General features: G+C 38.9%; 30 protein-coding genes. 1 reads left to right on the top strand and 29 read right to left on the bottom strand.

The window, feature by feature from the left end:
* The coding region (locus tag VK664_RS05900) for an FAD:protein FMN transferase (protein WP_461397697.1) at positions 1 to 501 on the bottom strand (501 nt) is incomplete at its 3' end.
* Between the two features lie 364 nt (positions 502 to 865).
* Between VK664_RS05900 and VK664_RS05895 the strand changes: the two genes are divergently transcribed.
* A complete protein-coding gene (locus VK664_RS05895) occupies positions 866 to 2092 on the top strand; it encodes a DUF418 domain-containing protein (protein ID WP_461397696.1) in 1227 nt (408 codons plus the stop codon).
* Positions 2093 to 2193: 101 nt separating this feature from the next.
* On the opposite strand, the gene VK664_RS05890 is transcribed toward VK664_RS05895, so the two are convergent.
* The 28 genes from VK664_RS05890 to VK664_RS05755 form a co-directional block, all read right to left on the bottom strand.
* Complete coding sequence (locus VK664_RS05890) at positions 2194 to 2589, bottom strand: hypothetical protein (RefSeq protein WP_461397695.1); 396 nt, start codon at positions 2587 to 2589, stop codon at positions 2194 to 2196.
* 737 nt (positions 2590 to 3326) lie between these two features.
* Positions 3327 to 3662: a TfoX/Sxy family protein gene (locus VK664_RS05885; protein WP_461397694.1), complete on the bottom strand. Its 336-nt coding sequence runs from the start codon at positions 3660 to 3662 to the stop codon at positions 3327 to 3329.
* 143 nt (positions 3663 to 3805) lie between these two features.
* Positions 3806 to 4267 (bottom strand): hypothetical protein, encoded by a 462-nt coding sequence (locus VK664_RS05880; RefSeq protein WP_461397693.1) that lies wholly within the window; start codon positions 4265 to 4267, stop codon positions 3806 to 3808.
* An 81-nt stretch (positions 4268 to 4348) separates the two neighbouring features.
* Complete coding sequence (locus tag VK664_RS05875) at positions 4349 to 4792, bottom strand: VOC family protein (protein WP_461397692.1); 444 nt, start codon at positions 4790 to 4792, stop codon at positions 4349 to 4351.
* Between the two features lie 94 nt (positions 4793 to 4886).
* Positions 4887 to 5606 carry a phytanoyl-CoA dioxygenase family protein gene (locus tag VK664_RS05870; protein ID WP_461397691.1) on the bottom strand — a complete coding sequence of 240 codons (720 nt, stop codon included), beginning with the start codon at positions 5604 to 5606 and terminating at the stop codon, positions 4887 to 4889.
* A gap of 70 nt (positions 5607 to 5676) precedes the next feature.
* Entirely contained in the window at positions 5677 to 6087 is a 411-nt protein-coding gene (locus VK664_RS05865; RefSeq protein ID WP_461397690.1) for a VOC family protein, read from the bottom strand.
* 168 nt (positions 6088 to 6255) lie between these two features.
* Positions 6256 to 6891, bottom strand: a complete 636-nt coding sequence (locus tag VK664_RS05860; RefSeq protein ID WP_461397689.1) for a hypothetical protein — start codon at positions 6889 to 6891, stop codon at positions 6256 to 6258.
* Between the two features lie 169 nt (positions 6892 to 7060).
* Positions 7061 to 7477 carry a VOC family protein gene (locus VK664_RS05855; RefSeq protein WP_461397688.1) on the bottom strand — a complete coding sequence of 139 codons (417 nt, stop codon included), beginning with the start codon at positions 7475 to 7477 and terminating at the stop codon, positions 7061 to 7063.
* A 417-nt stretch (positions 7478 to 7894) separates the two neighbouring features.
* Entirely contained in the window at positions 7895 to 8545 is a 651-nt protein-coding gene (locus tag VK664_RS05850) for a 2OG-Fe(II) oxygenase (RefSeq protein ID WP_461397687.1), read from the bottom strand.
* A gap of 66 nt (positions 8546 to 8611) precedes the next feature.
* Positions 8612 to 9766 carry an NAD(P)/FAD-dependent oxidoreductase gene (locus VK664_RS05845; RefSeq protein ID WP_461397686.1) on the bottom strand — a complete coding sequence of 385 codons (1155 nt, stop codon included), beginning with the start codon at positions 9764 to 9766 and terminating at the stop codon, positions 8612 to 8614.
* A gap of 63 nt (positions 9767 to 9829) precedes the next feature.
* Complete coding sequence (locus tag VK664_RS05840) at positions 9830 to 10249, bottom strand: VOC family protein (RefSeq protein ID WP_461397685.1); 420 nt, start codon at positions 10247 to 10249, stop codon at positions 9830 to 9832.
* A gap of 117 nt (positions 10250 to 10366) precedes the next feature.
* Positions 10367 to 10936 carry a hypothetical protein gene (locus tag VK664_RS05835; protein ID WP_461397684.1) on the bottom strand — a complete coding sequence of 190 codons (570 nt, stop codon included), beginning with the start codon at positions 10934 to 10936 and terminating at the stop codon, positions 10367 to 10369.
* Positions 10937 to 11182: 246 nt separating this feature from the next.
* Positions 11183 to 11521, bottom strand: coding sequence for a hypothetical protein (locus VK664_RS05830; RefSeq protein ID WP_461397683.1), 339 nt, complete (start codon positions 11519 to 11521; stop codon positions 11183 to 11185).
* Between the two features lie 272 nt (positions 11522 to 11793).
* Positions 11794 to 12468, bottom strand: a complete 675-nt coding sequence (locus VK664_RS05825; protein WP_461397682.1) for a TIGR02117 family protein — start codon at positions 12466 to 12468, stop codon at positions 11794 to 11796.
* Between the two features lie 87 nt (positions 12469 to 12555).
* Positions 12556 to 13020: a GyrI-like domain-containing protein gene (locus VK664_RS05820; RefSeq protein WP_461397681.1), complete on the bottom strand. Its 465-nt coding sequence runs from the start codon at positions 13018 to 13020 to the stop codon at positions 12556 to 12558.
* A 106-nt stretch (positions 13021 to 13126) separates the two neighbouring features.
* Positions 13127 to 13435: a hypothetical protein gene (locus tag VK664_RS05815; protein ID WP_461397680.1), complete on the bottom strand. Its 309-nt coding sequence runs from the start codon at positions 13433 to 13435 to the stop codon at positions 13127 to 13129.
* A gap of 62 nt (positions 13436 to 13497) precedes the next feature.
* Positions 13498 to 13698, bottom strand: coding sequence for a dodecin family protein (locus VK664_RS05810; RefSeq protein WP_461397679.1), 201 nt, complete (start codon positions 13696 to 13698; stop codon positions 13498 to 13500).
* Between the two features lie 128 nt (positions 13699 to 13826).
* Positions 13827 to 14219, bottom strand: a complete 393-nt coding sequence (locus VK664_RS05805) for a ribosomal maturation YjgA family protein (protein ID WP_461397678.1) — start codon at positions 14217 to 14219, stop codon at positions 13827 to 13829.
* Between the two features lie 104 nt (positions 14220 to 14323).
* A complete protein-coding gene (locus VK664_RS05800) occupies positions 14324 to 14812 on the bottom strand; it encodes a hypothetical protein (RefSeq protein WP_461397677.1) in 489 nt (162 codons plus the stop codon).
* Between the two features lie 66 nt (positions 14813 to 14878).
* Complete coding sequence (locus VK664_RS05795; protein ID WP_461397676.1) at positions 14879 to 15394, bottom strand: L,D-transpeptidase family protein; 516 nt, start codon at positions 15392 to 15394, stop codon at positions 14879 to 14881.
* 42 nt (positions 15395 to 15436) lie between these two features.
* Positions 15437 to 15880, bottom strand: a complete 444-nt coding sequence (locus VK664_RS05790; RefSeq protein ID WP_461397675.1) for a hypothetical protein — start codon at positions 15878 to 15880, stop codon at positions 15437 to 15439.
* Positions 15881 to 16094: 214 nt separating this feature from the next.
* A complete protein-coding gene (locus VK664_RS05785) occupies positions 16095 to 16499 on the bottom strand; it encodes an SRPBCC family protein (protein WP_461397674.1) in 405 nt (134 codons plus the stop codon).
* A 78-nt stretch (positions 16500 to 16577) separates the two neighbouring features.
* Positions 16578 to 17996 (bottom strand): serine hydrolase, encoded by a 1419-nt coding sequence (locus VK664_RS05780; protein WP_461397673.1) that lies wholly within the window; start codon positions 17994 to 17996, stop codon positions 16578 to 16580.
* 204 nt (positions 17997 to 18200) lie between these two features.
* On the bottom strand, positions 18201 to 18515 hold the full coding sequence (locus VK664_RS05775; RefSeq protein ID WP_461397672.1) for a DUF1028 domain-containing protein: 315 nt from the start codon (positions 18513 to 18515) through the stop codon (positions 18201 to 18203).
* Positions 18516 to 18658: 143 nt separating this feature from the next.
* Positions 18659 to 20308 (bottom strand): sodium:solute symporter, encoded by a 1650-nt coding sequence (locus VK664_RS05770; RefSeq protein ID WP_461397671.1) that lies wholly within the window; start codon positions 20306 to 20308, stop codon positions 18659 to 18661.
* A gap of 110 nt (positions 20309 to 20418) precedes the next feature.
* Positions 20419 to 21642 carry an enolase C-terminal domain-like protein gene (locus VK664_RS05765; RefSeq protein WP_461397670.1) on the bottom strand — a complete coding sequence of 408 codons (1224 nt, stop codon included), beginning with the start codon at positions 21640 to 21642 and terminating at the stop codon, positions 20419 to 20421.
* A gap of 77 nt (positions 21643 to 21719) precedes the next feature.
* Positions 21720 to 22493, bottom strand: a complete 774-nt coding sequence (locus VK664_RS05760; RefSeq protein ID WP_461397669.1) for an SDR family NAD(P)-dependent oxidoreductase — start codon at positions 22491 to 22493, stop codon at positions 21720 to 21722.
* A 71-nt stretch (positions 22494 to 22564) separates the two neighbouring features.
* A partial coding sequence (locus VK664_RS05755) for a glycoside hydrolase family 97 C-terminal domain-containing protein (RefSeq protein ID WP_461397668.1) occupies positions 22565 to 23204 on the bottom strand: 640 nt, incomplete at its 5' end.

Raw genomic sequence — 23204 nt, 5'->3', positions numbered from 1 at the left:
CTGGGCAATACCATTAACATCAATCATTGTGCAGGCCAGATCTTTCTTTAGGAAACTGTTTTCTAACTGCAGATGCTGGCTACCTACACAGTTCAGTAACTTTTTGATCGCATCTTTGGTTGGTGGATCTGCTCTTGCATTTGTCCCAAAACCCCAGGCCTGTGTAAGCGGCATTACGGTAATATCAAAGAGGCCATTTGTTTCCTTTGAAATTTCAAGGGATTTAGAAACTACTTTGTAAAGATGATGATCGATTGGCGCACCTTCCCCGGATTCATTGAACTTGTTTATCAACGATGCCTTTTTGTATATGGAAAGTGATTCATCCAGGCTGCCCAGGAGGCTATCTATCTTTGTTTTAGTTACAAAAGAGTCGGCTGCAAAGTATGTAATACTGTAAGTTGTTCCCTGTGCCCTGCCACTGATACGGAAACGTTGCGATTGCCAGGGGCGGAACGAAAAACAGGCGAAGAGTATAACGAATAAAAGAAATCGATTCACCGGGTAAAATTAAGTCGTCAGGATCTGGGCACCAAATAAGCCCTTTGCCTGACCTTCTCTTAATCGATGGCCATTGGAGTTGTTCTTCCGCCGATGGGTCCCGGAATGATGAACCAGGCGAATTAATCCTGCTGCACGATTAATCCTCCTAAAAGCAGGAAATCTCTGAATTATTGACGAAAAGTTGATTACTTTCTGTCGACGGTTAAAGGAACTTCGGACTACAAACCCTTTGCGCATAATAGATACTTGCAAAAAAAAGATATTTACCTGGGAACAAAAAGGCCAGGAAACTTCGAACAAACTTGGGAAGCTGGATGACCTTGATTAAATTGAAAAATAATAAACCAAAACTGTAGGAAGAATGACACCCCCCCTTCAACCAACAACACTAACCGAGCGCCACCGCCTGCTGGATGTTCTTCGTGGCTTTGCTTTACTGGGAGTTTTGCTCGCCAATATGGCAACTCATTCCGGTTATTTTTTTTTATCAGAAACCGGTAAAGAAGCCCTTGGTCTAACGCAAACAGATCATCTTGTAGAATGGCTGGAGCATTTCCTGATCGATGGAAAATTCTACTCTCTTTTCTCGATGCTTTTCGGGATTGGATTTGCTTTGCAGATGAAGCGGGCCGCGGCCTTTGATATAAACTTTACTGCAAGGTTCCGGAGGCGACTGCTCATCATGTTTATTTTCGGTTTGGTTCATGCCATCTTCCTGTATGTAGGTGATATACTTACCGTTTATGCTTTGACAGGATTTGTGCTTATTCTTTTCCGCAATGCATCCAATAAATTCCTGTTGCGCTCTGCATTTGTCCTGTTGCTGCTCCCGGTTATCCAGTATAGTATTTTCTGGGGAATGAACCTTGCCAATCCTCCCGCAGTGGTAATAGAGCCCCCCACCGATGAGCCACGCTTTTTTGATATCATGATTGAGACATACCGGACCGGGTCCTTTATTGATATCGTCAAAAACAACCTGGGAGGGCTGATTTTCGGAAGATATCCCGATCTTTTTTTTACCGGCAGGTTCTTCAGGGTCCTGGCTATGTTTCTTGTCGGGTTTTACATTTCAAAAAACATGATTTACGCGAACGTGCAGGCAAATCGCCCGCTCATTCTTAAGGTGATGATCTGGGGTGCTGTGATTGGTATACCATGCAATATCATACTCGCAAATATGATGGCTACCGAAGCATATTATAATCTTGAGTCAACCGGCATTATACAACCTTTGGTTTATGCTTATGGAGTACCGGCGTTGTGCCTGTTTTATGCTTCAGCTATCGCTTTATTGTATGATAAGCAAGGCTGGAAGAAATTATTGAATGTTTTTGCACCGGTCGGGCAGCTGGCGTTAACCAATTACCTGATGCAATCAGTGATCTGTGTTTTCATCTTTATGAGCTATGGATTGGCTTTAGAAGCAAGTATTGGTCCGGCAAATCTCTCATTGATTGCAATTGCGATCTATACCTTTCAGGCGATCTTCAGTCATATCTGGATAAGGCATTTCTATTTTGGCCCGATGGAATGGTTGTGGCGCACACTTACATATGGCAAATCTCAACCCTTTCTTAAAAGATAAAAACGCGTTGTGTAATTTTGTGTTTGACTATGTGGAGTTGAAAAAATAGAATTATCATTAATATTGATGGTATTCAATACTGGTTGAGTATTTGATGTTTTTCAGATACCTCTTAACCATCCCTTAGCTTCATCGATATCATCAAAGATGTTGACTGCAAGTTTGTTTTTATCCACTTTGTAAGAAATACTCTCAACAGCTACCTTGTTAAAATAATGGTCGGGTCTGATGATAGCAAGTGCTTTAAAACCGAATTCTGTGGCCCGGGGAAGGAAATGGTGATCGAGCCATTCCTGGTCCTCCCTGCCTATCAGTACCATATCCCTGATATTGGCCAGCACCTTGTTGGCATTGTTTTTAATCAGAGTGTTAAGCATTAGCTCCGTACCTTCTTTAAACTGCGCACTGGTTGCATAGCCGTTCCATTCCATGATTACACAGTTCGAGTCTGTATCAAAGTAGATATTATAGACTTCAGTGTTTATTGGCATATTCATTAAAATCAATTGCAAAGGTAGGAATTTGATTGAGACCATGTAAGTGATGCACCTTACCAACTATTATACCGTAGGATTAGTTAGTCTATGCCATAGACAATATATCAATATTCCTATAGTATATGCTAAGTAAGTAATTTTAAAATATCGCCAATGCTTATCCCGTTTTTTTAAACTTGCTTTTGAAACATGCCTGTTTGCCAGTAAAGAGTGTACGACGATCAACAATGGAAAAAAAATCTTTGTTAGAATCAGGAACAAGGGGGAAATGAAAATGAAGTATTTTTCCAAATTTGCCAGGCTCGTTTCGGGGATGTCTTTTGGTTTCAATTTTTCATTCTTCGTCCCACTGGAAAAGCTATCGAGACCCCTTCGCTTCAATTCATCGCGTATGACGTTCGAAATGAAAGGAGAAAACTTATCGTTTTCTGCCAGGAGGAACAACTCCAAATCTGATAACTTATCTGGCCTCAGCACTTTCGATTAGCTTATTTTGAATAAATAGGGATACAGGAATACTTACACACCTCATTGAGCCGATGTTTTGGATTTTACTGGATGAACTTTTTTGATTCGCCTTTTCCGAAGACTGTTTTGTGTCTACTAAAAAATTTTCAGGGTTCTTAATGTCATAATAAACACTAACCTTGTCACCAACCTTATATTGGTTTGTAAAATAAATCGCAAAATCCTGCCGCAGGTCAGTTTCAAAACTAAATTCCTGCATAGATTATTTATTACTTTTTAGAAGACTTAGCATGTTTATTATAATCGACTGAAAGTTCAATCCAATAATTTAATTCCTTTTTTGTTTTTATCGCCGCTTCATCCACGTGAATAAAGCCTTTGTATTCCCGGCCTTTCATTATTACTGTGCGTGCTCCTTTATTTGTTATTGCCTTATCATGAATCACCGGATCTATGCGACACATGATCCGATCCTTACCAACATTGATACACATTTTTCCATCAACCATAAATGCCAATCCGCCGAACATTTTTTTTTCTTCGACTTTTGGCAAATCAGCAAGCGCCACCCTTATCCTTTCAGCAAGTTTTTCACTGTAAGCCATAACAAACCTGTTTTTAACTAATTAAGCAAATTGCCCATGCTAATCCTTTTCATATCCATCCAAGTTTCTTCCGTCATTCATTGAATTCGATGTTTTGAGCATGTAGATAAGTCATAAATGGCGGAGAAAAGTTCAGGAATGATTTATGCGAATACAATCTCAGCATTCTTAAGTTCAGTAGAGATTAACTTGTTACGTGGGTAAAAGGCAATCGATAAAATCATTTGAGTAATCAATATATAGAAAAACAAATACTTATTGGTTACCAAAAAAAAGACTGCGGAGACAACGATCGAAAAAGCATTCCAAACCAGTTTTCTCTTGTAATAGGTTTCGTATTTTACAAATTGGACTTCAATATCAGAAGTCTTCAGAACTGTTTTAAGTTCCTTTTTGCTTTTCCAACCGACAGCATAAGAAGCAACAAGAAGAATTATCAGGATAGGCCAGGTATTGTTGGTAATAAGATTATCACCCGGAATATTAAAGGTAAATAGTGCCTTTATTATTATACTTACAATAGAAACAAGGGCATTGAATGCCAGGAAATAATAAAAAAACCTTTTGACATTTCGTAGCTCGAAAACCGGCAGGCTCAGACTCATGTTTCGAAAAATATAAAAAAAAATGGGGATTTCAAAAGAAGTGAAGACCAGGCGGTAAATGAATTTATTTGATGGTTTGTACTAAACGTGTTGGTCAAAGAGTATTTGGTTACCGTCCGGGTCTGCAAGCATAAGACTGGCAGGGCCTGAAGTTTTTTCATCCGCCTCCATTAACAATGTAACACCTTTGCTTTTCAGCGTTTTCTGAATATCCCTGACGTCATCAAACTTTTCCATCTTTTTGGCATTTTCATCCCAGCCTGGATTGAAAGTCAGGATGGTTTTTTCGAACATTCCATGGAACAGGCCAATCAGGGCATTTCCATTTTTCATGATGAGATAGTTCTGCTTAAAATCTCCCGCAAAAACCTCGAAGCCCAGATTCTCATAAAACTCTTTTGATGTTTTAAGATCTTTTACATTAAGGCTGACTGAAAATGCACCTGGTTTCATAATATTTCGTTGAGGGGTTTTCTGGCCTGGTGAGCCTTCAGTTAAGTTACGAGGAAATTTCGCTTTTGGCAAAGCAAAAGTTTTGGCCTTTGCAAGCATGGTACCCGCAACAGCAAGACTGATTTTTCATTAACCAATTTCTTCTTGTCTGGGGCATGTTCAGAACTTAAATTTCTCCAGCAAGCTGTCGCGGAACCAGCTCTGCCCATTGCAATCCCACAGGCAACTCGCTACGACTAAATTCAATATGAATTACGCGACGACTTTCGTTGTTTGTCGTTCTTCCCGAAGAATGAAGAAGCAGCGGTTTCATGATCATGATGCCTCCCATGGGCACTTCACAATCTATTTCCCTTTCTTTTTGCCAATCGATAGTTTCAGCACGATAGATCGCTTTCAGATGAGATTGCGGAATCACCTTCAAAGCTCCATTCTCTTTTGTTGTATCATCAAGGTGAACCCGGATAGTGAAATTATCTTCCAGGATTGCCAACGGCGGTTGTACTGCAAACTGTCCTTCTTTCACAGTCCAGGGACCGAATCCGGTAACATTGATTTTTTTGTCAACAGAAATTGTCAAATCCTGGTGCCAGGATACAAACCAATTTGAAGTTGATGGTTTATCGAAATAAATTGATTTAACGATAAAATAGTCGCTTCCCGCTATCTCATGTATTATATGTTTCAACCCTGGTTGCATTACGGCATCGACCACTTCCGGAATCTGTTTAAAAAATTGACGGATCGCAAAAAGCTCCTTTGATTTTCGAAACACCGGGTTAGAAATATCTACTCTTCCAATAATTTTTAGAATATTGTCAACTTGTTTTGCCTGGAAAACATCTTTAACCACGACAAATCCATGTTCCTCCAGATCTTGTTTCATAGATTAAAATATAAATATCCACTCAGTTCAATGAAAGCATGATATTACTACAACATGCTAATCCCGGACTTTATAAAATCTGGCAGAATTCCAGTCGTTCTCCATCTGGTCCTATTATATAAAAATACTTGCATCCCTTCTCCCAGAAATTTAAAAATACCGGTTCTTTTTCAGGGATCGAAAAACCTGCGCTTTTCATTAATTGAAAAGTTTCATCAATGTCATCTACATCAAAAGCGAAATGGTCAATACGACCATTCTTCCTGTTTCTTATATCGCTTAATTCCGGTTCAGGCATTTGATATAACTCAATAATGATATCATCGCGTTTCATCATTACTACTTTACCCTCGGCTCCCTGGTGCATAAAAGTGGAACTCATAGCATTACTAAATCCCAGGCGCTCATAAAATGATTTGGATATTTCCATGTCTACGATTGGTAGCCCAATATGTTGGAGACGATTTATTTTCAGATTCATATTAGCTGTTTATCAATAATTCAAAATTATACCCGGAAAGGTCAAAACTGAATATGGCGAGCTAGCCTTCCAGACAGAAAGGAAATTAACTAATTAAGATGATATTGTAGTTCGGGTGAAAGGCAAACGCGATATTTCATACTATGAAAATTTAGAGCTGGCTCTCAATCACCTGAATTCCTCAAATTCTTTATCCTGCAACTCAGTAATAATATAGGCAGGCGAACTATATCTCTTCTCAGGCATGCCCGGCAATTGAATTTGTTTACCAACTGCAAACCCGAGCTTAAAGCCCATATTGTTATCAGTCGTTACATAAACATTATCGTGTTCCGTGTCAAGCGTTGGTATAAAGAGCATTATTTTTTTTCCTTTTATTCCCGGAATCACCCCTGGTTCGCTGCCATTTACAGTTGCCCAACCGGTAACGTCCAGCGACCTCTCTAATTCTAACGGAAATTCAAGATAGTTTATGAAATAACAGTAAGTCTGAAAGTCAATATCATAAGGGAAGACAATGGCAAATTGGCGTTCCATAAGTTTTATCAACCTTGGTATAGCCAGGTAGTTGTCTTTATTGTACATGTTGCAAAAGCCGATAAGTACCTTTTTTATGTCCATGTAAGCGACATCTTTGACGATTACAAGCTTATCATTTTGCCTGGTCTCGGTCGGCAACAGTAGTTGTGATGGCCTGGCCGAATCAGAGTCAGGTTGAAGTTCCGCGGAATTCAATCTTTTCCAACCAACATACAAAATGATCGCAGCAAACATTAAACCTATTACTACTGATGCAGCGAACATTATGCCTGTTTATCCCTCCTTAATTTCAGAGCTAATTTCAGCAAAGGATGTTATTTTGATGAAGATGGCGCACCATTGTTATAGTAAGTATAGTCTTTTGTAATCTTACCGTTTTCGATTGTGAAAATCGTACAAATCGGCAATGAACTTATTGACTTAATTGACCGTTTTATTTATACTCATAATTAACTAGCCACTGAATTCCGTACTTATCTGTAAACATTCCAAAATAAGCACCCCAGAATACCTTTGCCAATGGCATGGTTACGCTACCATCTTCTGAAAGTTTGGTGAATAATTCATCCGCCTGGGTCTCACTTTCCGGATGAAGTGATAAGGAGAAATTGTTTCCGGCAATAAAAGGCCTACCCATAAAATCCATAAAGTCGCTACCCATTAATGTTACACCAATCGGCGACTCCATCCTGATGTGCATGATCTTTTTCTTGTCTGCATCTGACATTTGGTCACCATGTGGCGTGTCACCAAATCTTTGCAAACTTGATATTTCACCACCAAAAGCGGTTTTATAAAAATTGAATACCTCTTCAGTATTGCCGTTGAAATTCAGATATGCTGTGATCATAAATTGATTTTTAGATGCAATAAAACGAATTTCCGGAAATAACCGTTGTAAAAATCGAAAGTATCTGCTTAATAAAAGAATTTACCGGGCTCGTTTTCGATTGCCTCTATCTTTCAACTTATCAAAGATCAAAAATCCATGGGATGGCTCGCAATGTAAAGGTCGCCTAAGAGTAGCTCTTTTCCTTTTCAAAATGGGTCTGCATTTCCAATATTTTATTTGTCCTTTGTCCTTATCAAATTTAATCAAAGTCACTGAACGGTGATTAATAGAAGCTGACCGACCCGTTTTTGGCTATAGGAATAAAAAGAAACTGTGATACAAAACACCAGAAGCGTAAGTACGCGAAGGAATTTCCTAACTGGCTTAAACCCGTTCACACGCTAAATTTATATTCTTGAATAAAGTATTTATAGGTTACGATTTCAACCACCCGGTAATACTCATTCTCGGCTTATTGCTGACCAACACCTCGTGTGCCAATTCACTGCTTCTGAAAAAGACGCTCTTGCCGTTTACCGGGAAGATATCTTCCATCCTGCCTTCATGATGGATCCGCAATTCGCCTCCATCTGCTGATTCCCACTCATCATTCAAATACATAATCATGGAATATTTCCTGCTGTCATTCCCCTGGAATTGATCAATATGTTTTTTGTAAAAACTTCCTTTCTCATACAGGGTATAATGAAATTCATAGCTGGTAATTCCGGTATAACAAGTTTCATTTAAATAAATGATAAACGCATCCATGAGATCAAAAAAACTGTTTTCATGAATATTATCGTGATTACGATCAAGCCAGTAGATGATATCGCTTCTAAACAAGTCATCATGATTCAAATTGTCTTTAGCTCCCGTACCAGCAAGTTCCATGAGCTTTTCCCCATAAAGCGCAATAAGATTCTCCTTTAGATGAAACGCAATTGACTGACTTAAAAAGTTTTCCGCAATTCCTATTTTATTATCTATGAAGCTGCTAACGAGGGTATCAAAAATCTTTTCCAATAAAATAGTTGAGGTTATGATGAGGATTGTTGGTGAAGATACCATAATAACATCAACCATGCCTGCAGGTTATCTCCTACCTCTTTTAGCAAATTTTAAAACTCAAAGGGAAGTATTGCGAAATCATTAACCGGGTTCGGCAGCTGACTTAATATCAAACCAACGCTCAATACGGGATGACCCGAAATATTCTTTGTCGGCAACAAGTTCCGTGGCAGCTTCAGTATAGGTGCCAAAAGGGGCTGGTCCTGAGAAGAAGTCAACGTTTACCTTTCCAACACGGCCATCGCCAAACTCTATATAACAGGTACCGTTTCCCTGGTACGGTGATGGTTGTTGGCCATTTTCAAATGCTGCTATAATGGATGCCGCAGCTACTTTTGCAGCGCCCTCAGCAAACACTCCTGCTTTCGGTGTGCCGACGCTATTTACATCACCTATGGCATATACACCCGGGTATTGTGTTTTAAGATTTGTTTTGTCTACCGGGATCCATCCGTTTACGGTCATTCCACTTTTTTCTACCACTTCAGGAGCCCTGTGCCGGGGTATCCCGAGGAATAAATCAAAAGGCATTTCCGTTCCATCATCCAGCACCGCTGTCTTACTGGATGGATTGATAGCCTTTACCACATGTTTTGGAATGAAATTAATATTACGCTCGGCAAATGCAGCGAGCAATGCTTTGGAAGTATCCGGCGACGGGGGAATCGGAAGGCCGAAGGGCATAACAATACTTATTTCACTATCATTTCTAAGACCTCGTTTTACAAGATAATCATGCATCAACAGAGCCGCTTCACTTGGAGCAGGTGGACATTTGAAAGGTGCTGAACAAACCCCAACTATTACCTTCCCTCCTGAAAATACCGGCAACACTTCACGTAAACGTTCCGCACCTTTCAGTGAATAAAATTCATTGCCTCCTTCAATTAATCCGGGTGTGGCATTCATATCGTAATCTGCCCCTAAAGCAATTACCAATACATCAGCTTCAAAACGTTGGTTCTTTGTTGTTATAACTTTTGCAACAGGGTCTATAGCTGTAACAGTGCCACGGATAAACTTTACACCCGGCTTTACAATGTTAACGTACTGAAGTTTTATAACATCTGATGTTTTATGACCAAACATCAAATCAAATTTAGAAAACCCGAAAAAAAACGACTCGTTTTTGTCTATCAGGGTAAGATCAAGATTGGTGCCTAATTTTTCAGAAAGTATTGTGCTTAATTCAAGACCGCCGAAACCAGCACCAAGAACGACTACACGTAATTTCATCTTAATTGATTTATTGGTTTAGTGTAAGATAATCAATAAGATTTTTATTATGCGTTGATGCACTCATCTTTGGATAAACATCCAACGCTGACCTTCTAAGTCTTCGGCCCTGTATCTCAAACCCGGCCCACCACCTTCCAGTGGAGACAGAATTACTGCACCATTTTCCTTTGCCAATTCATAATGTTTTTCAACGTCATCTACATGGACTAAAATGCCATTAATCACATATGGGACCTTATAATATTGCGCCGTGTCTTTACAAATTTCCCGGTGATGTTTTGGACTTTGATAGTCAGGTGTCGGGGAAGCCAGCATAACTATTCCATCACCCATAGCTATTTCTCCATGGATCAGGATTCCATTTTCATCTAACATCCTGGCTTTTTCCGAAAAACCGAATACCCTGCACAACCAGGACATTGCTGCAACCCCTTCTTCATAAGAAAGCATTGGAATAATTTGCTGATTTTGGTCAGACATGGCAGGTCGTTTAAAATTTGTTTAGAATTTGAAGCGAGTTTCTCTTAAGAAAGTTAACAATTTTGTCGGTTGTTTTTGATAATGCCGGAAAAATCCGGGCTCTTCCCAGTTGGTATATTAATCTTTCAGATATTCGAATCCAAACTCTTTTTCCAGGTATAAAGCAAAAGCAAGGAGATTATCTTCAGGATAACATTGTTCTATAAATCGGTATCTTTTGGGTGTTGCAATCTCAAAATAGTAAGTCATCCCATCTTTACCACTACATCCTTTCATTTCATAAATATCCTGTTCCAATAACAGCGAAAAGACCCTTAAACTATCCAAATGATTTATAAAGTTCGTCCAGCCCGATTTAGGAATCGCATGCCTCACCTTAATTTCTTTAATAACCTCGTAAGGTGATGTAACATGGGTAACAATCTCCTTTTCCTTGAAATAGACAATCTGTGCGGACCATCTATTGTGTTTGAGTTTCAATATTACCAATTGCCTGTAAATTGCCATAGAATGTCCTAACCACACCCTTATCTGTAAATCATTATACCCGTTTTCGATATTTTCAATTCCAAGCTGCCATCCGTTGATTTGCAGGTAATCAAAGGCATAAAGTCGGTTTGAATGGTATGGGTAGTGAGGAATATCCTTCGAGAAAGCTTTTGCGGTATCAACGAAGCAGGTATCCATACTTCCGTGATGGCCCGCATGATTACACGAATAGCTTAAAATGAGGGTAAAGAAAGAAATTAGTATGGTTATTCGTATGCGAATAAATTTCAATGATTAATTTGGATTGTATTTGGAATAAGTTTCCGAGTAATCGAATGAACAAATAATTTTCAACTAACAAGGATTATGTCAAATAGTTCTTATTGCCATAGCTTTGATAACAAGAACTTTTTCCATGTTTAAATGAAACTACCTGTCAGGATATTAACATGACCACCACCTCTTTCTCCTGAAATCAATTACGCTCGGACCTTCCCCACAGCCCCCAACCTCTTTGGCATCTATATCATGGGGACGATGGGCAATGATCCACTTGCCTGTTCTCTTATGCTTGAGTATCAATCCTGCGTCCATAATTTGGCCTTTTGTCCCCGTTACAGAACCATCATTGATTATATAAATAGAGTCCCCTTTAATTCGCACATGGCATGTGGCATTTAAAGATTTACCATCCCATTCAGCAAATGCTATGGAATATTTATATAAGCCATCTTTGGGCTTCTGTGAATATAACACGGAAAACCAAAAGATCAGAAATACCATACAAACTAGTTTCTGCATTGAAAGAATTGAAAAGTATTACGAAAATGTCGACACCCGATTTACTGTTGCTAAAACACAATTGTCAGCCATAATTTTAGAATGAAACAAGTCTCAATAAGTAGCCATTTCTGCTTTACGCCCATAATTAAAAAAACAACCGGCTAATCGGGATCACAAAAGCACTCACAGATAATATCAATACCCGAAGGACCAACATTCTGAATTTTTCTCTCTTATTCATATGAAAGTTGGGTTAATTGCAAAGGTTTGTACTATTTATATTTCAAAAAAATACCCGTATCAAATGCCGTCCAGAAACAACTTTTCTGACCACTTATTTTAAGTCCGGTATTTGCCCAGGTATTACAGGTTTTAAACAGACTATACTTTCCATTTGCTTCATAAAAAGCATCTCTATTGTTATATTTAGCAGTTGTGTTTATGAATTTAACCTGCCCTGTTGAATCCTTTTGAAAGCTGTCCAATAGATATTTAGTCAATACCTGATATTGCTCTTCACTGATATTGATTTTTTTGCAGGATTTACTTTCAGTCAGATTTTTATAGAAGGTTGCATGGATTGCCGTTGTGCTTAAACCAAATGCCGCCTTAAAAGCCACACTAAATTTCAAATCTGCCCAGGTAGGTGTTTGTAAATAAAATCCTTTGTCACCCCAACCAAGAGCCAGCCACTTCATGGTGCTGTCATTCAGTACAGTATTCGAGAATTTGACCTGTGTACTCCAATCCATCTGGGGATGTTTCACAGGAACTACCAAATCGGCATGGACCCCGTTTGTCTTGATATAAATGGTTACATCATCAGATGCTTTTACATCTCTATTGACCGTGATTCTTGAGAGACAAAATGCAGAGAGAAGATAGAAGGCAAATAATCCTGTTATTATCAAAGTCAGCCGGAGCAGGTATTTTAAAATTTTCTTCAAGTAATTCAGGATTTTATTATTATCAGTGGCATATCAGTACTATGACGCGATCAAAGCTGTTGACCAAATGAAACAGACAACTATGAATTATGGTTTAATTGAGATATAGATGTTCACCTCGGCATTGCTCCAGTCCTTACTTCTTTCATCATAAACTTCAAAGTCTGTTTCATACTTTCTTGAAATATTGGACGACCATACTTTTTTCCAGGCATCAGCAACACAATCCGGCATTTTCCCTTTCGCTATTATTTTCCGGTATGTCCCCGAAGGGATAGATAAATTTTTCAGCCCTTCCGGAACATCAGTACCTGGTTTTACCTTGCATCCAATAAGATATGAAAATGGCTGAGTGCTATCACCCTCGTATTGGTGATATACTGCAAATATTTCTTCACTTAATTTGCCAGGAATTTTTTGTGCATATTGTTCCTTTTCAAACTGCTGCCATAAATTTCCACAATCAATGCCTGATTGACCATTTGCATTGGTTGTTTTGCCGTTAAGAGGCAGGCCAATTAAAGTAATTTCTTCTATTTCAACTTTACTCATGGTTTCTATGTTTTTATAGCCGTTTCAATAATGTCTTCTAAAATTTTTATGTCAACATCTTCCAGTTTATTAATGTAAAGGCAACCCACGCCTGTCTTATGTTTACCTAATTTTTTAGGACCTCAGCGTACCGATTAATATCAAGACCCAGGTGTAAAGACAAATTTGCTTTGCGTGAGGAAAAACCAATTTTAAACCAATCTACTTCTCTTCCGGTAGCCGGACTTTTATACCTTATATTTCCAAATCCAATCATCGAACTTCCCCACATTTTTGGATGTTCATTTGTCAATTTTTCCATCACTTTTAGCAACAGCTGACTATCTTTTCGCTTTTGCTCATCTGGGATACTATCAATATAGTCGCTTACACTACTGGAGGTCTCTTTGGTTTTAATTTCTACTAATTTACCCATAGAGGATCGTTTTTGAAAAATACCATCAACCTGGTATCTCTACCAGGTTGATATTGTTAAGCTCAATCCAGCCTGAAAGAGATTTTGCATACGCATCCATACGTCGATACTTTGCCATCTTTAACATGGGCCTTAATGTCTTTAACAAAAACTGAATCAATATTTCTTACTGTCTTTGATGCCTCAGCAACAGCCTGTTGAATGGCATCATCAATTCCCTTTTCAGATGAAGCAATTACTTCAATAACTTTTACGATTGGCATAATCATTCGTTTTGTTGTTATTAATATTGTTTCCCTTAGAAAGGTAGTAAAGTCCATTTATATCAAGGCAGTTCGAGGATCAAATTATTCGTGTCATCTAAATAAAGACATCCAGGTATTTGACATGCTTAAGTTGAATAAAGCCTTTTCCGTTTATATTCCCTCACACTTTCAAAGATTATGACGGTAACAATTCCTAATGTATATGCCACTATATCAATCCATTCAAAGTAATTTCCCAAAACAATGTTAGCCAGCCGGGACTTTTGTAGTCCAAGAAAAGCAATCAGATCCAGGTACTGAAGGAATTCTATCAAATATGCAAATATCAACACCCCGACCGCTACCTTAACCGCATTTGCCTCAATGAATGCCCTGACAAAACAATAAAGCAATATCACCACTAAAAAGTCACCGATATAAGGACGTACAATGCGATCGTGCACATATAATGCAATAAGAATCTCCACAATGAAAAGGATGACGGCGGCTAAGAAGTACGACTTATTGAAGGATATCATTAATACATAAGATTAATACAACTGTAAGAGAAAATCATTGGGAATGCTATTAAAAATCTGATTCATATTTATTGAGTAGTGTTTTTGATCAGAATTCAGACTGTCTAAATTGATTGTTCAAGTTGACCTTTTGCCTTTGCCTCAGATAATTTTTTAAGCTGTTTGGTCATTTTAATATTATTATTTGCATTCTCGCAATAATTAAGCAGGATTGTTAAAGAATTCAATTTGACAAGCTTTTGATCTTTAGACGATTCTTTATTTTCTAAAGAATATTTGGTCATGGCAGCCATGTACAAGCCTAATAAATCATCGCTTCCCTTCGTTAATTTTGTTGCAACTTCGTCCAGTGTGAATGAATAATCCGGTGTGCCGCTCATCCATTTTATTATAAAGGATAAAGACTTCAACCTTTGAATGTTATTTTTCTCAAAAGGGGTTGCAAATAAAAAGTTCGAAGCTTGCAGTGCAAAGGAATCGGCTATTTTATAGTCTGAAGCCTGCGTGAGCTCTACATCATCATAATTCGGCGATGACTGGGCAAATGAACTGGTAGTGAAAAAAGCGAGAATAATAAAACTGATAGTTTTCATAAGGGAGTAAAGTTTAAATAATTTGGGTAAAATAAACATTATTTGGATTGATGGTATAGCCTTTGTTTAAGGAAAGATTGAAATTGGGGAACCGATCCGCACATGGTTATATAACTCATCTACTTCGCTATCTGTCAGGGCGATACAACCATTTGTCCAATCCTTCATTCTTTGAAGCCTACTTATGTTGCCAGATCCATTTTTTAGACCATGAATTTTAATATCGCCCCCAGGCTTTTTGTTTAACTTCTTTGCCAGGGCCTTGTCCTTTTCATTTGGGTAGGAAATCCCAAGATTTTTATGATACCTGCTTTTGTCATTCCTGGAAATAATAAAATACCTGCCTTCCGGAGTTTTCTTATCACCTTCCTCAAGCTTGTGACCGATGGGATTTTTGCCAAGCGAAATCCGAAATGTCTTCATCAAATTCCCCGACGAATAAACATATAATTTCCTTTCTTTTTTGTGAACAGCAATACTGTCTATCACGCAAGAAACAGGCAGAGTTGGTTCCGGATAAAACTGAAATGCAATTATTCCAAAACCCAGTAGCAATAATATCAGGACTGTTGCTTTTAGCATTTAAATAAACTGTTTAACAACATCGCCCTGAAGCTCAATCGGTCATTTGTCAAAAAAAGAACCTGGTTCAATCTGATTTGAAAAATTATATTTTTTAAGAAGTTGATTTAGATATTTCCGGAATGATTTACTCATACCATCTTTTAAATAATATGCATCATTTCCCTTTCCCACTTTTCCCTGCTTCTTAGCGGGAATGTCAATTGTTGAATACAGCCTGTTACAACCAATGCAGATTGTAATTTGGGCCACTACCTTGCCTTTTAGAAAATAAACTAACCCACAATGAGGATCGAAGCAACTGGCAGTTCCTCCACCATATGAGTTTCTATCAACTAATTTATTATTGAACGATGTCAATGTTGGCTTATCAAGCAAAACCTGTTTAACGATTTTTTGTTGATAGGTGCCGCTGGAATCAATAATTGATAATCCCTTGTCTCCTTTCCCCTCAAAATCATAGAATATCACTTTATCAAACTTCAATTTGTTAAAGGGGTTATTTTCCTGGGCCTGGAGTCCAGACAGAAAAAATGGTGTTAGAAAAAAGACTAAATATCTTATTGACAAAGGGGTTAAACTATTGTCAGTCCAACTTACAATAAAAAATCGAATTATTGCATACTAACGGGGAAGGATAGCCATTGGGACAGTATAGATTATAGTGGGAACACTTTTACAGGAAAAGTGCCATATTAACCTATTTTTCAGCAACATTTTTTACTGCTTGCAGTGCAATTTCCCATCCTTCGTTGACCTCTATGAATTTAACTTCGGTCAATTTATACATGATTTCCTCTTTGGCAAAAATAGTTGTCACTGCAACCTTTTCCTGAAATTCATAAGTTATCACGGAAAGCAAACGACTGTCTTTCATATCAAACAAACTGTGTTTTATTGATTTTTTAGGTTCAAATTCAAGGATTATTCCATTGGTGTAAAGTTTGCCGTCCAGGCCTTTCCAGCCAATAGCACTTCCTGTTTTCCAATCCGTTTCATAATACCCACCCATTTGTTTTGTGAGTTCTGGGTCAGTAAAAACACGCCAAACTTTGTTTAGTGGTGCTTTTATCTCTATGGTCTTCTCAATAATTTGATTATCCATTTCGTTTGTTTAGCTGACTTGCATGATTATCTCTTCATACCGCCAGGACTAAGAAATTTGTCTACCATATCCTATCCGCTATTTGGGCTCCAACTCCCTTAGCCTGTTTTTTGCTTCTTCATAGGTTGGAGTTATCTGAAGTGCTCTTTTAAAAGATTTAACGGCCTCTTCCTTTTTGTTTAAAGCAAGATAAATATTACCCATTGTCACCAATATTAAATCCATATCGGGAAACTCATTGACATTGTTTTCTGAAATCAGTTTTGCATCTTCAACCCTCTTTAAAGTGAGTAACTGCTGAGCTATAAAATTCATAGAAATCCAGTCAATATAATAATGTGCCGAATCAGCTTTCATCTTTTTATATTCAGCAAGCGCTTTTTCAACACCTATCTTCTCAATATATGTTTCCATTTTCTTATGTACCGGCGCCTTTAACGTAACTGGTTTGTTAAATAAAACCTTATACAAATTGTTTGTTATGCCAAAAAAATCAGTCGGCGAACTGTTACAAAGAATCACCACTAAACTATTTGTTGACGAAATTCTCCGGATAAAAGAAATAAAACCATCCGTCATTCCGAGATGAAAATTTGAAGCAATACTGTCCTTGTCTGTATATTTAAATTGTTTGTTGAACCATCCATACCCATATTGTGCAAGTTCGATGCCGGGTGTAAACATTTCCTCCGTCAGTTTTTTATTTAGCAGTGTATTATTTGCCAGGGCCATATGAAATTTAAACAGGTCCTCTACTGTTGAATAGATGTCGCCAGTTCCCATGGTATTTGATTGATCCCTGAAATCCGATGAAGTGTAACCACCAAAGTTATAATCATAACCTGTTGCCCTATTGTGCACAACCTGGGTGTGAAAATAAGAACCTGAATTTTTCATTTCCAGTTTCTTGAAAATGTCATCAGACATCAATTCGGAATAAGATTTTTTTGTTACCCTTTCCATGATAAACCCTAATGTAAAATATCCCCAACTGCTATAAGCATAGTGAGTTCCGGGTGCAAAAGCTAGTGATGAATCGATAAATATTTTCAGATAATCTTCCCGGGTAAAATTCTGCCGGCTTATCCTTGGAAAAAAGTCTTTGATAATATCATAATTTGGGATGCCTGATGTATGATTGAGCAATTGCCTGATTTTTACTTTTGCACCAGGCTTATTTTTTAATTCAGGTAAATAATCCTCAATTGGGTTGTCTAAATTTATTAATCCTTTTTGGACCTGTATCAACATCAATACAGCAGTCAAAGGTTTTGACACCGATCCAATCATAAATTTTGTATCCGTGTTATTAGGGATATTCCATTCCCTGTTGGCTAACCCAAAAGCATCCTGGTAAATAATCTTACCATTTTCAGCAACCAGCACTGCGCCATCAAACATATTATAGTTATGATAGGCCTGCATTATTCCAGATAACCTGGCTTTTTTGTCCTGGGGAAATACTGTCTGACCAATGGCCAGGCATATCAGAAGCATTACTAATGTTTTCGAATGCATATTCGATCAGTTAAGATTAGACTCTCATTGGTCAAATACAAACCGGGAGTTTTCCTGGGACGGTCTTAGTTCGAATTTTAATGTTTTGATTTCCGCTTTTCAAACTTTTTACGCAGCATCACCACAGCATTCTGGCCACCTTTCGCTTGTCCGAATATACTTAAGTTTAAATACGGTTTTTTATCATTTGCATTGGCAACAATAATAAAAGCACTGGTCGCCTTTTGCTTTCCGCATCTTTTGTCTTTGTGCAGGCGTGGATTCAGCAAGAATCATTTGCACTCCCTTTTCCCTTGCCTGGTTGTTACTCATTGCTTGTACAATAACGGCCCCCATATTTGGAACAATTTTTCCTATCCCATAACAATTATAAGAACAGGGGGCTCCAACAATCCCAATCTCCTTTGTTTTTGGGTCAATCATAATAATGGACCAGGTTCCAAAAGCAGCATTAAAAAAGAATAGCAGGGAGATGAATGCTGAAATTCGTTTTTTCATTTTTACTTTATTTCAATTTGCCAAACGATTGGCCGGATAGTATGTCATCGCTGCCTCAATGGACTAGCATTCCGAAAACCAGCATCATTATCAGTTCAACTTCGCCGGAGTAGCGAAGGTCAGGAAATAAGTATTATGCATCGTTATTTAAAAATATAATATAAAACTCCCATTATAGACAACAAAGCGATTGAAAGGATTTTATAATTGCCAATACCTTTCCATCCTTTTGCGCTTAATGGTTCCCAAAATGATGTCCAGTAAAGTTTTTCGCTCCCTTCTGTGTGCTGATCCGGATAAATAAATGAAAAACCAATTTGCATAATCACACAAAGACAAAACAAATAAAAGGCCATCATCATGAAGGGAATATGTCCCATATAATTTCCGGGCGCTAATTTATTTACGGCAAACACAAGTCCGCCAACTAATGAACCCAGCCATAACGTGTATTGCGCAGATTTTGCGGAGGCCTTCTTCCAGAAAATACCAAGTAAAAAAACACAGGTAATAGGCGGTGCAATATGTGCAATCACATCGTTGATTCCCTCAAATAAACTTTGATACTGGTTTAGTAAAGGCAACAATCCAATAGATAATAGCAAAGCAATCGTTGCCGACCATCTTCCTACTTTCACCAGTTGCTTATCGCTTGTTTGTGGTTTGAAACGCTGATACAGGTCATAACTGGCAAGGGTAGCAATTGAATTAAGTGCCCCTGAAATTTGACTCATCAGGCCGGATAACAGCGCTGCCACTAATATCCCAACTAATCCGCTGGGTACCAGTTGAGTGATCATTAAAGTATATATCCCTTTGGTATTTATTATAGCCTGCCCTTTTTCATTTACCTCCTGTATTGAACCCAGGTTCAGCAGACCTTTTTGATATAATGTATAGGCAAACAATCCCGGCAGCACAAAAAGGAATACCGGCAGAATTTTGATAAAACCGCAAAACAATGCACCGCCCCGGGCATGATTTTCATCCTTTGCTCCCAGTACTCTTTGAACAATCGTCTGGTCTGCACACCAGTACCAGATACCCAATACCGGGTAACCTAAAAATACTGCAACCCATGACATACCGCTGCTGTCTCCAACCGGTCGTATCATGGAGAGTTTATCCATCGAATTATTCTCTTTTAATACCGCTGTCATGGGCTGCCAACCACCCATTTTATTCCAGGCAGCAATTGTAATAATGATGGCACCTGCTATCAGCACTACGGTTTGAATGGATTCTGTAACCACCACTGCCCGCAATCCTCCTACGATCGTATAAAAGCCAGTGAGTATTGCTATCACAATGATACTGTAGTACATATTTATGCCAAATAATGTTTCCAGCACAATACCTCCGGCCAAAAAAGAGAATGCAATATGTATGATGATTGCTGAGACAATGGAAATAAAAGCCAGCCAGTCCCTGCATGCGCGGTTGTATCTTCTTTCCAGAAAATCAGGAAGTGTTGCAACACCAGACCGGATATAAAATGGGACAAAGAACAATGCCAGCAGTATCAATGTAAACGCAGCCATCCATTCAAAATTACCATTTAACAATCCGGTATCGAAGCCGCTCTGTGCCAGGCTTACCAGGTGCAAACAGGAAATATTGGTGGCAAACAGAGCAAGCCCAATTACGGGCCAACGCAGGTTTTTCCCAGCTAAAAAATATTCGCCTGAAGCATTTGCCGTTGTTTTGTTTTTTCTTGTGCCCGCCCACAGGCCTATCATTACGATGCCAAGGATATAGCTAATGCTGATAATGATATCGATAGTCTTAATCACGTTTATTATTTTTATATCCAGTCCACGTAAGCCCTGTCCTTATAAATTCAATTCTAATTTGATTCTCACCATATAACTTTCGGTGACACTATCATTGCATCTACTATTTTCTAAGCTTTTAAATCACAACTGCTTCCGGCTTCCTGCGGAGTCAGATAAACTCCATTGTCAATTTTTACAGGATGCACAAAATAATTTTTCAAATGCGGGATATGTTCCAGGAACAATGCTTCATGGCCTATAGCTATATGATTAAACAGAACCAGGTGCTGATGCAGTTGCCCCATGTCGCCGACATGTGGTACTACCGGGATTCCAAATTTCTTACAAAGCAAACTAACGGTGATAAATTCGCTTACTCCGCCAACTCTTACCGCATCTACCTGGATAAACCCTGCACTACCTGTCTGCAAATAATTTTTAAATATGATCCTGTTCGGAACATGTTCTCCCAGGGCCAACTTGACGGGAGCAATAGCATCCGACAGCGTTTTGTGCGCTAATATATCATCGGGATGTGTCGGTTCTTCTATCCAATATGGATTCATGGATTGGATATCCCTGCAAATTTTTAATGCCTGCGGCAGGGTCCATTGCTGGTTGGCATCCAGCATTACTTTACTATTATCTCCGGCTTCGTCACGTACAATATGCGCACGACGAATATCCCGTTCCGGATCAGAAGATCCTACTTTTAATTTCATGGCTGTAAAGCCTTCGTCAATTGCTTTACGGGTATTGATTCTTACCTTCTCATCATCGTAATTGAACCAACCGACCGAAGTATCATAACCAGGGTAACCTTTTTCTATTATTCCCATTCTTTCCTGTCTTGTTGCTACCTGTGTTTTTAGCAAATCAAGTGATGATTCCCTTGTTAGTGCATCTTCGAGATAAGAAAGATCAAGGGTATCAACAATCTGTTCTGGTGAAAGATCGATCAATAATTTCCACAGGGGCACTCCCCTTTTTTTTGCCCACAGATCATAACAGGCGTTCGTTACCGAAGCCAATGCTAAATGTACTACACCTTTATGCGGGCCCAGCCACCTGAATTGCTGTTCATTGGACATTTGGTTAAACAATATCCCGAATGAAGCCATGGCTTCTTCAATATCTTTTCCGATTAATTGCTGTGCATAAAATTGAGCCGCCTTGCAAACCAGGTCATTGCCTTCGCCGAGCGTAAAAGCAAAACCGGTCCCTGTGAATCCTCTATCATCTATCAAATTTGTTATTGCATAAGAATAAACCGGATCCCTGTGAATAGCATCACTGCCTGCCCCTGCTGCAAGTGGAAAACGTCTGTCTGAAACCTGAATATTTTTGATCATCTTAACGGGTTATTCACCATAAATAAAATCAATTTATTTTCAGTGGATTTTGACTAATTGGCTTCTTCTTTTTGCAATCAGCCCTGGACTGAATTTTTATATCCCAATTCAGCTCCCCCGCTAACAGGCAAGATGCAACCGGTAATAAACCGGGCCATGTCGGAAAGCAGGAACACACAGGCACTCGCCACTACATCAGCTTCGGGACAGTAACCCAGTGGATGTATCCGTTGCAAATATATTTCCATCAAATGCGGTAAGGCTTGTTCGCTGTTCCATTGCCTCAACATCGGCGTCCAGACTCCGGCAGGTGCAACTGCATTTACCCGCACCCCATCAGCTGCATAATCCAATGCCATGGATCTCGTCAGCGCATTCATTGCTCCTTTTGTGGAAGAATAGGCAGCATGCAACTCCTGTCCTATTTCACCGACCAGGCTGCTTGTATTGAGTATGCAGCCCTTTGAATTTTTTAATGCAGTGATGCCAAATTTCGTGGTAAGAAAGACGCTTTTTAAATTCACATTCATTAACTCATCCCATTCAGCTTCTGTAGTGTCATGCAAGGCTTTTGACGGATGTGCTATGCCGGCATTGTTGTGAATGGCGTCCAACTTCCCAAAATGCTCAAGTGTTTTTTGAATGGCTGATTGCACTTCATTCGCGATTGACACATTACAATATATACCTAAGTGGCCTGAACCAAGTTTATTTAAGGCTGGCTCAAGTAAACCCTCTTTTTTATCAACTATCGCTACCATGGCGCCTTCGGCAACATAAGCTTTGGCACACTCTAAACCGATGCCCTGTGCTCCACCCGTGACCAGTACGACTTTGTTTTCTAATAACATGTTTATAGCAGCTTAGGTATTTTGTATTAACCCTTCTCTATGCAAAAGTCCCCGTAAGGCATTATTAATTTTTAAAGCGGTCTTATCCAAACAGCTTGTCCGCCGGAAGCCATCAATTTTGTATTCAGCACGGTAGTTGCGTCCACCCTGATTCTTTTTATGGAAACTTTGGTTCGCACCGTTGAACTGGGATCATCGTAATAAATACTGGCTTCATATTTTTTGCCAGGTGTTAAAAAATTCATGCTCAGTTTCAATTCACGGGCATCATTATTTGTAATGGTACCTACGAACCATTCTTCACCTTTACGACGTGCAATGGTTATATATTTTGCAATCTCGCCCTCCAGCACTTTTGTATCGTCCCAGACTGTAGAAATCTTATCAAAATATTCCAACTCCGGTTCGTCATTCGAATCAGAAGGCAAATCATACCAATACATGAACTGCAGGGGGCTATAAAAAATAGTCGACAATGCCATCTGGTGGGCAGAAGTTGTTTTCAATTTTCTTGGGGCCTGCGAGTTTTGTAAACTTGCTTTAAGTTCAGGACGGTGATAATAACAAATGGTATAATCCGCGGCACCGGCAATATAACGGGTAAAGGGTAATGTGGCATTGTTCGTTGCGTCAGGCATTTCTTCATTACCACGCACACCTTCCTGGGTCATCAAATTCGGGTAAGTACGGCTGAAACCAGTTGGCCTGTAT

This window comes from Flavitalea sp. (assembly GCF_035489435.1).
GTDB lineage: Bacteria > Bacteroidota > Bacteroidia > Chitinophagales > Chitinophagaceae > DATHKG01.
Note: the sequence above shows the minus strand (reverse complement) of the source record. Positions and strands in the feature narration are given on the sequence as shown.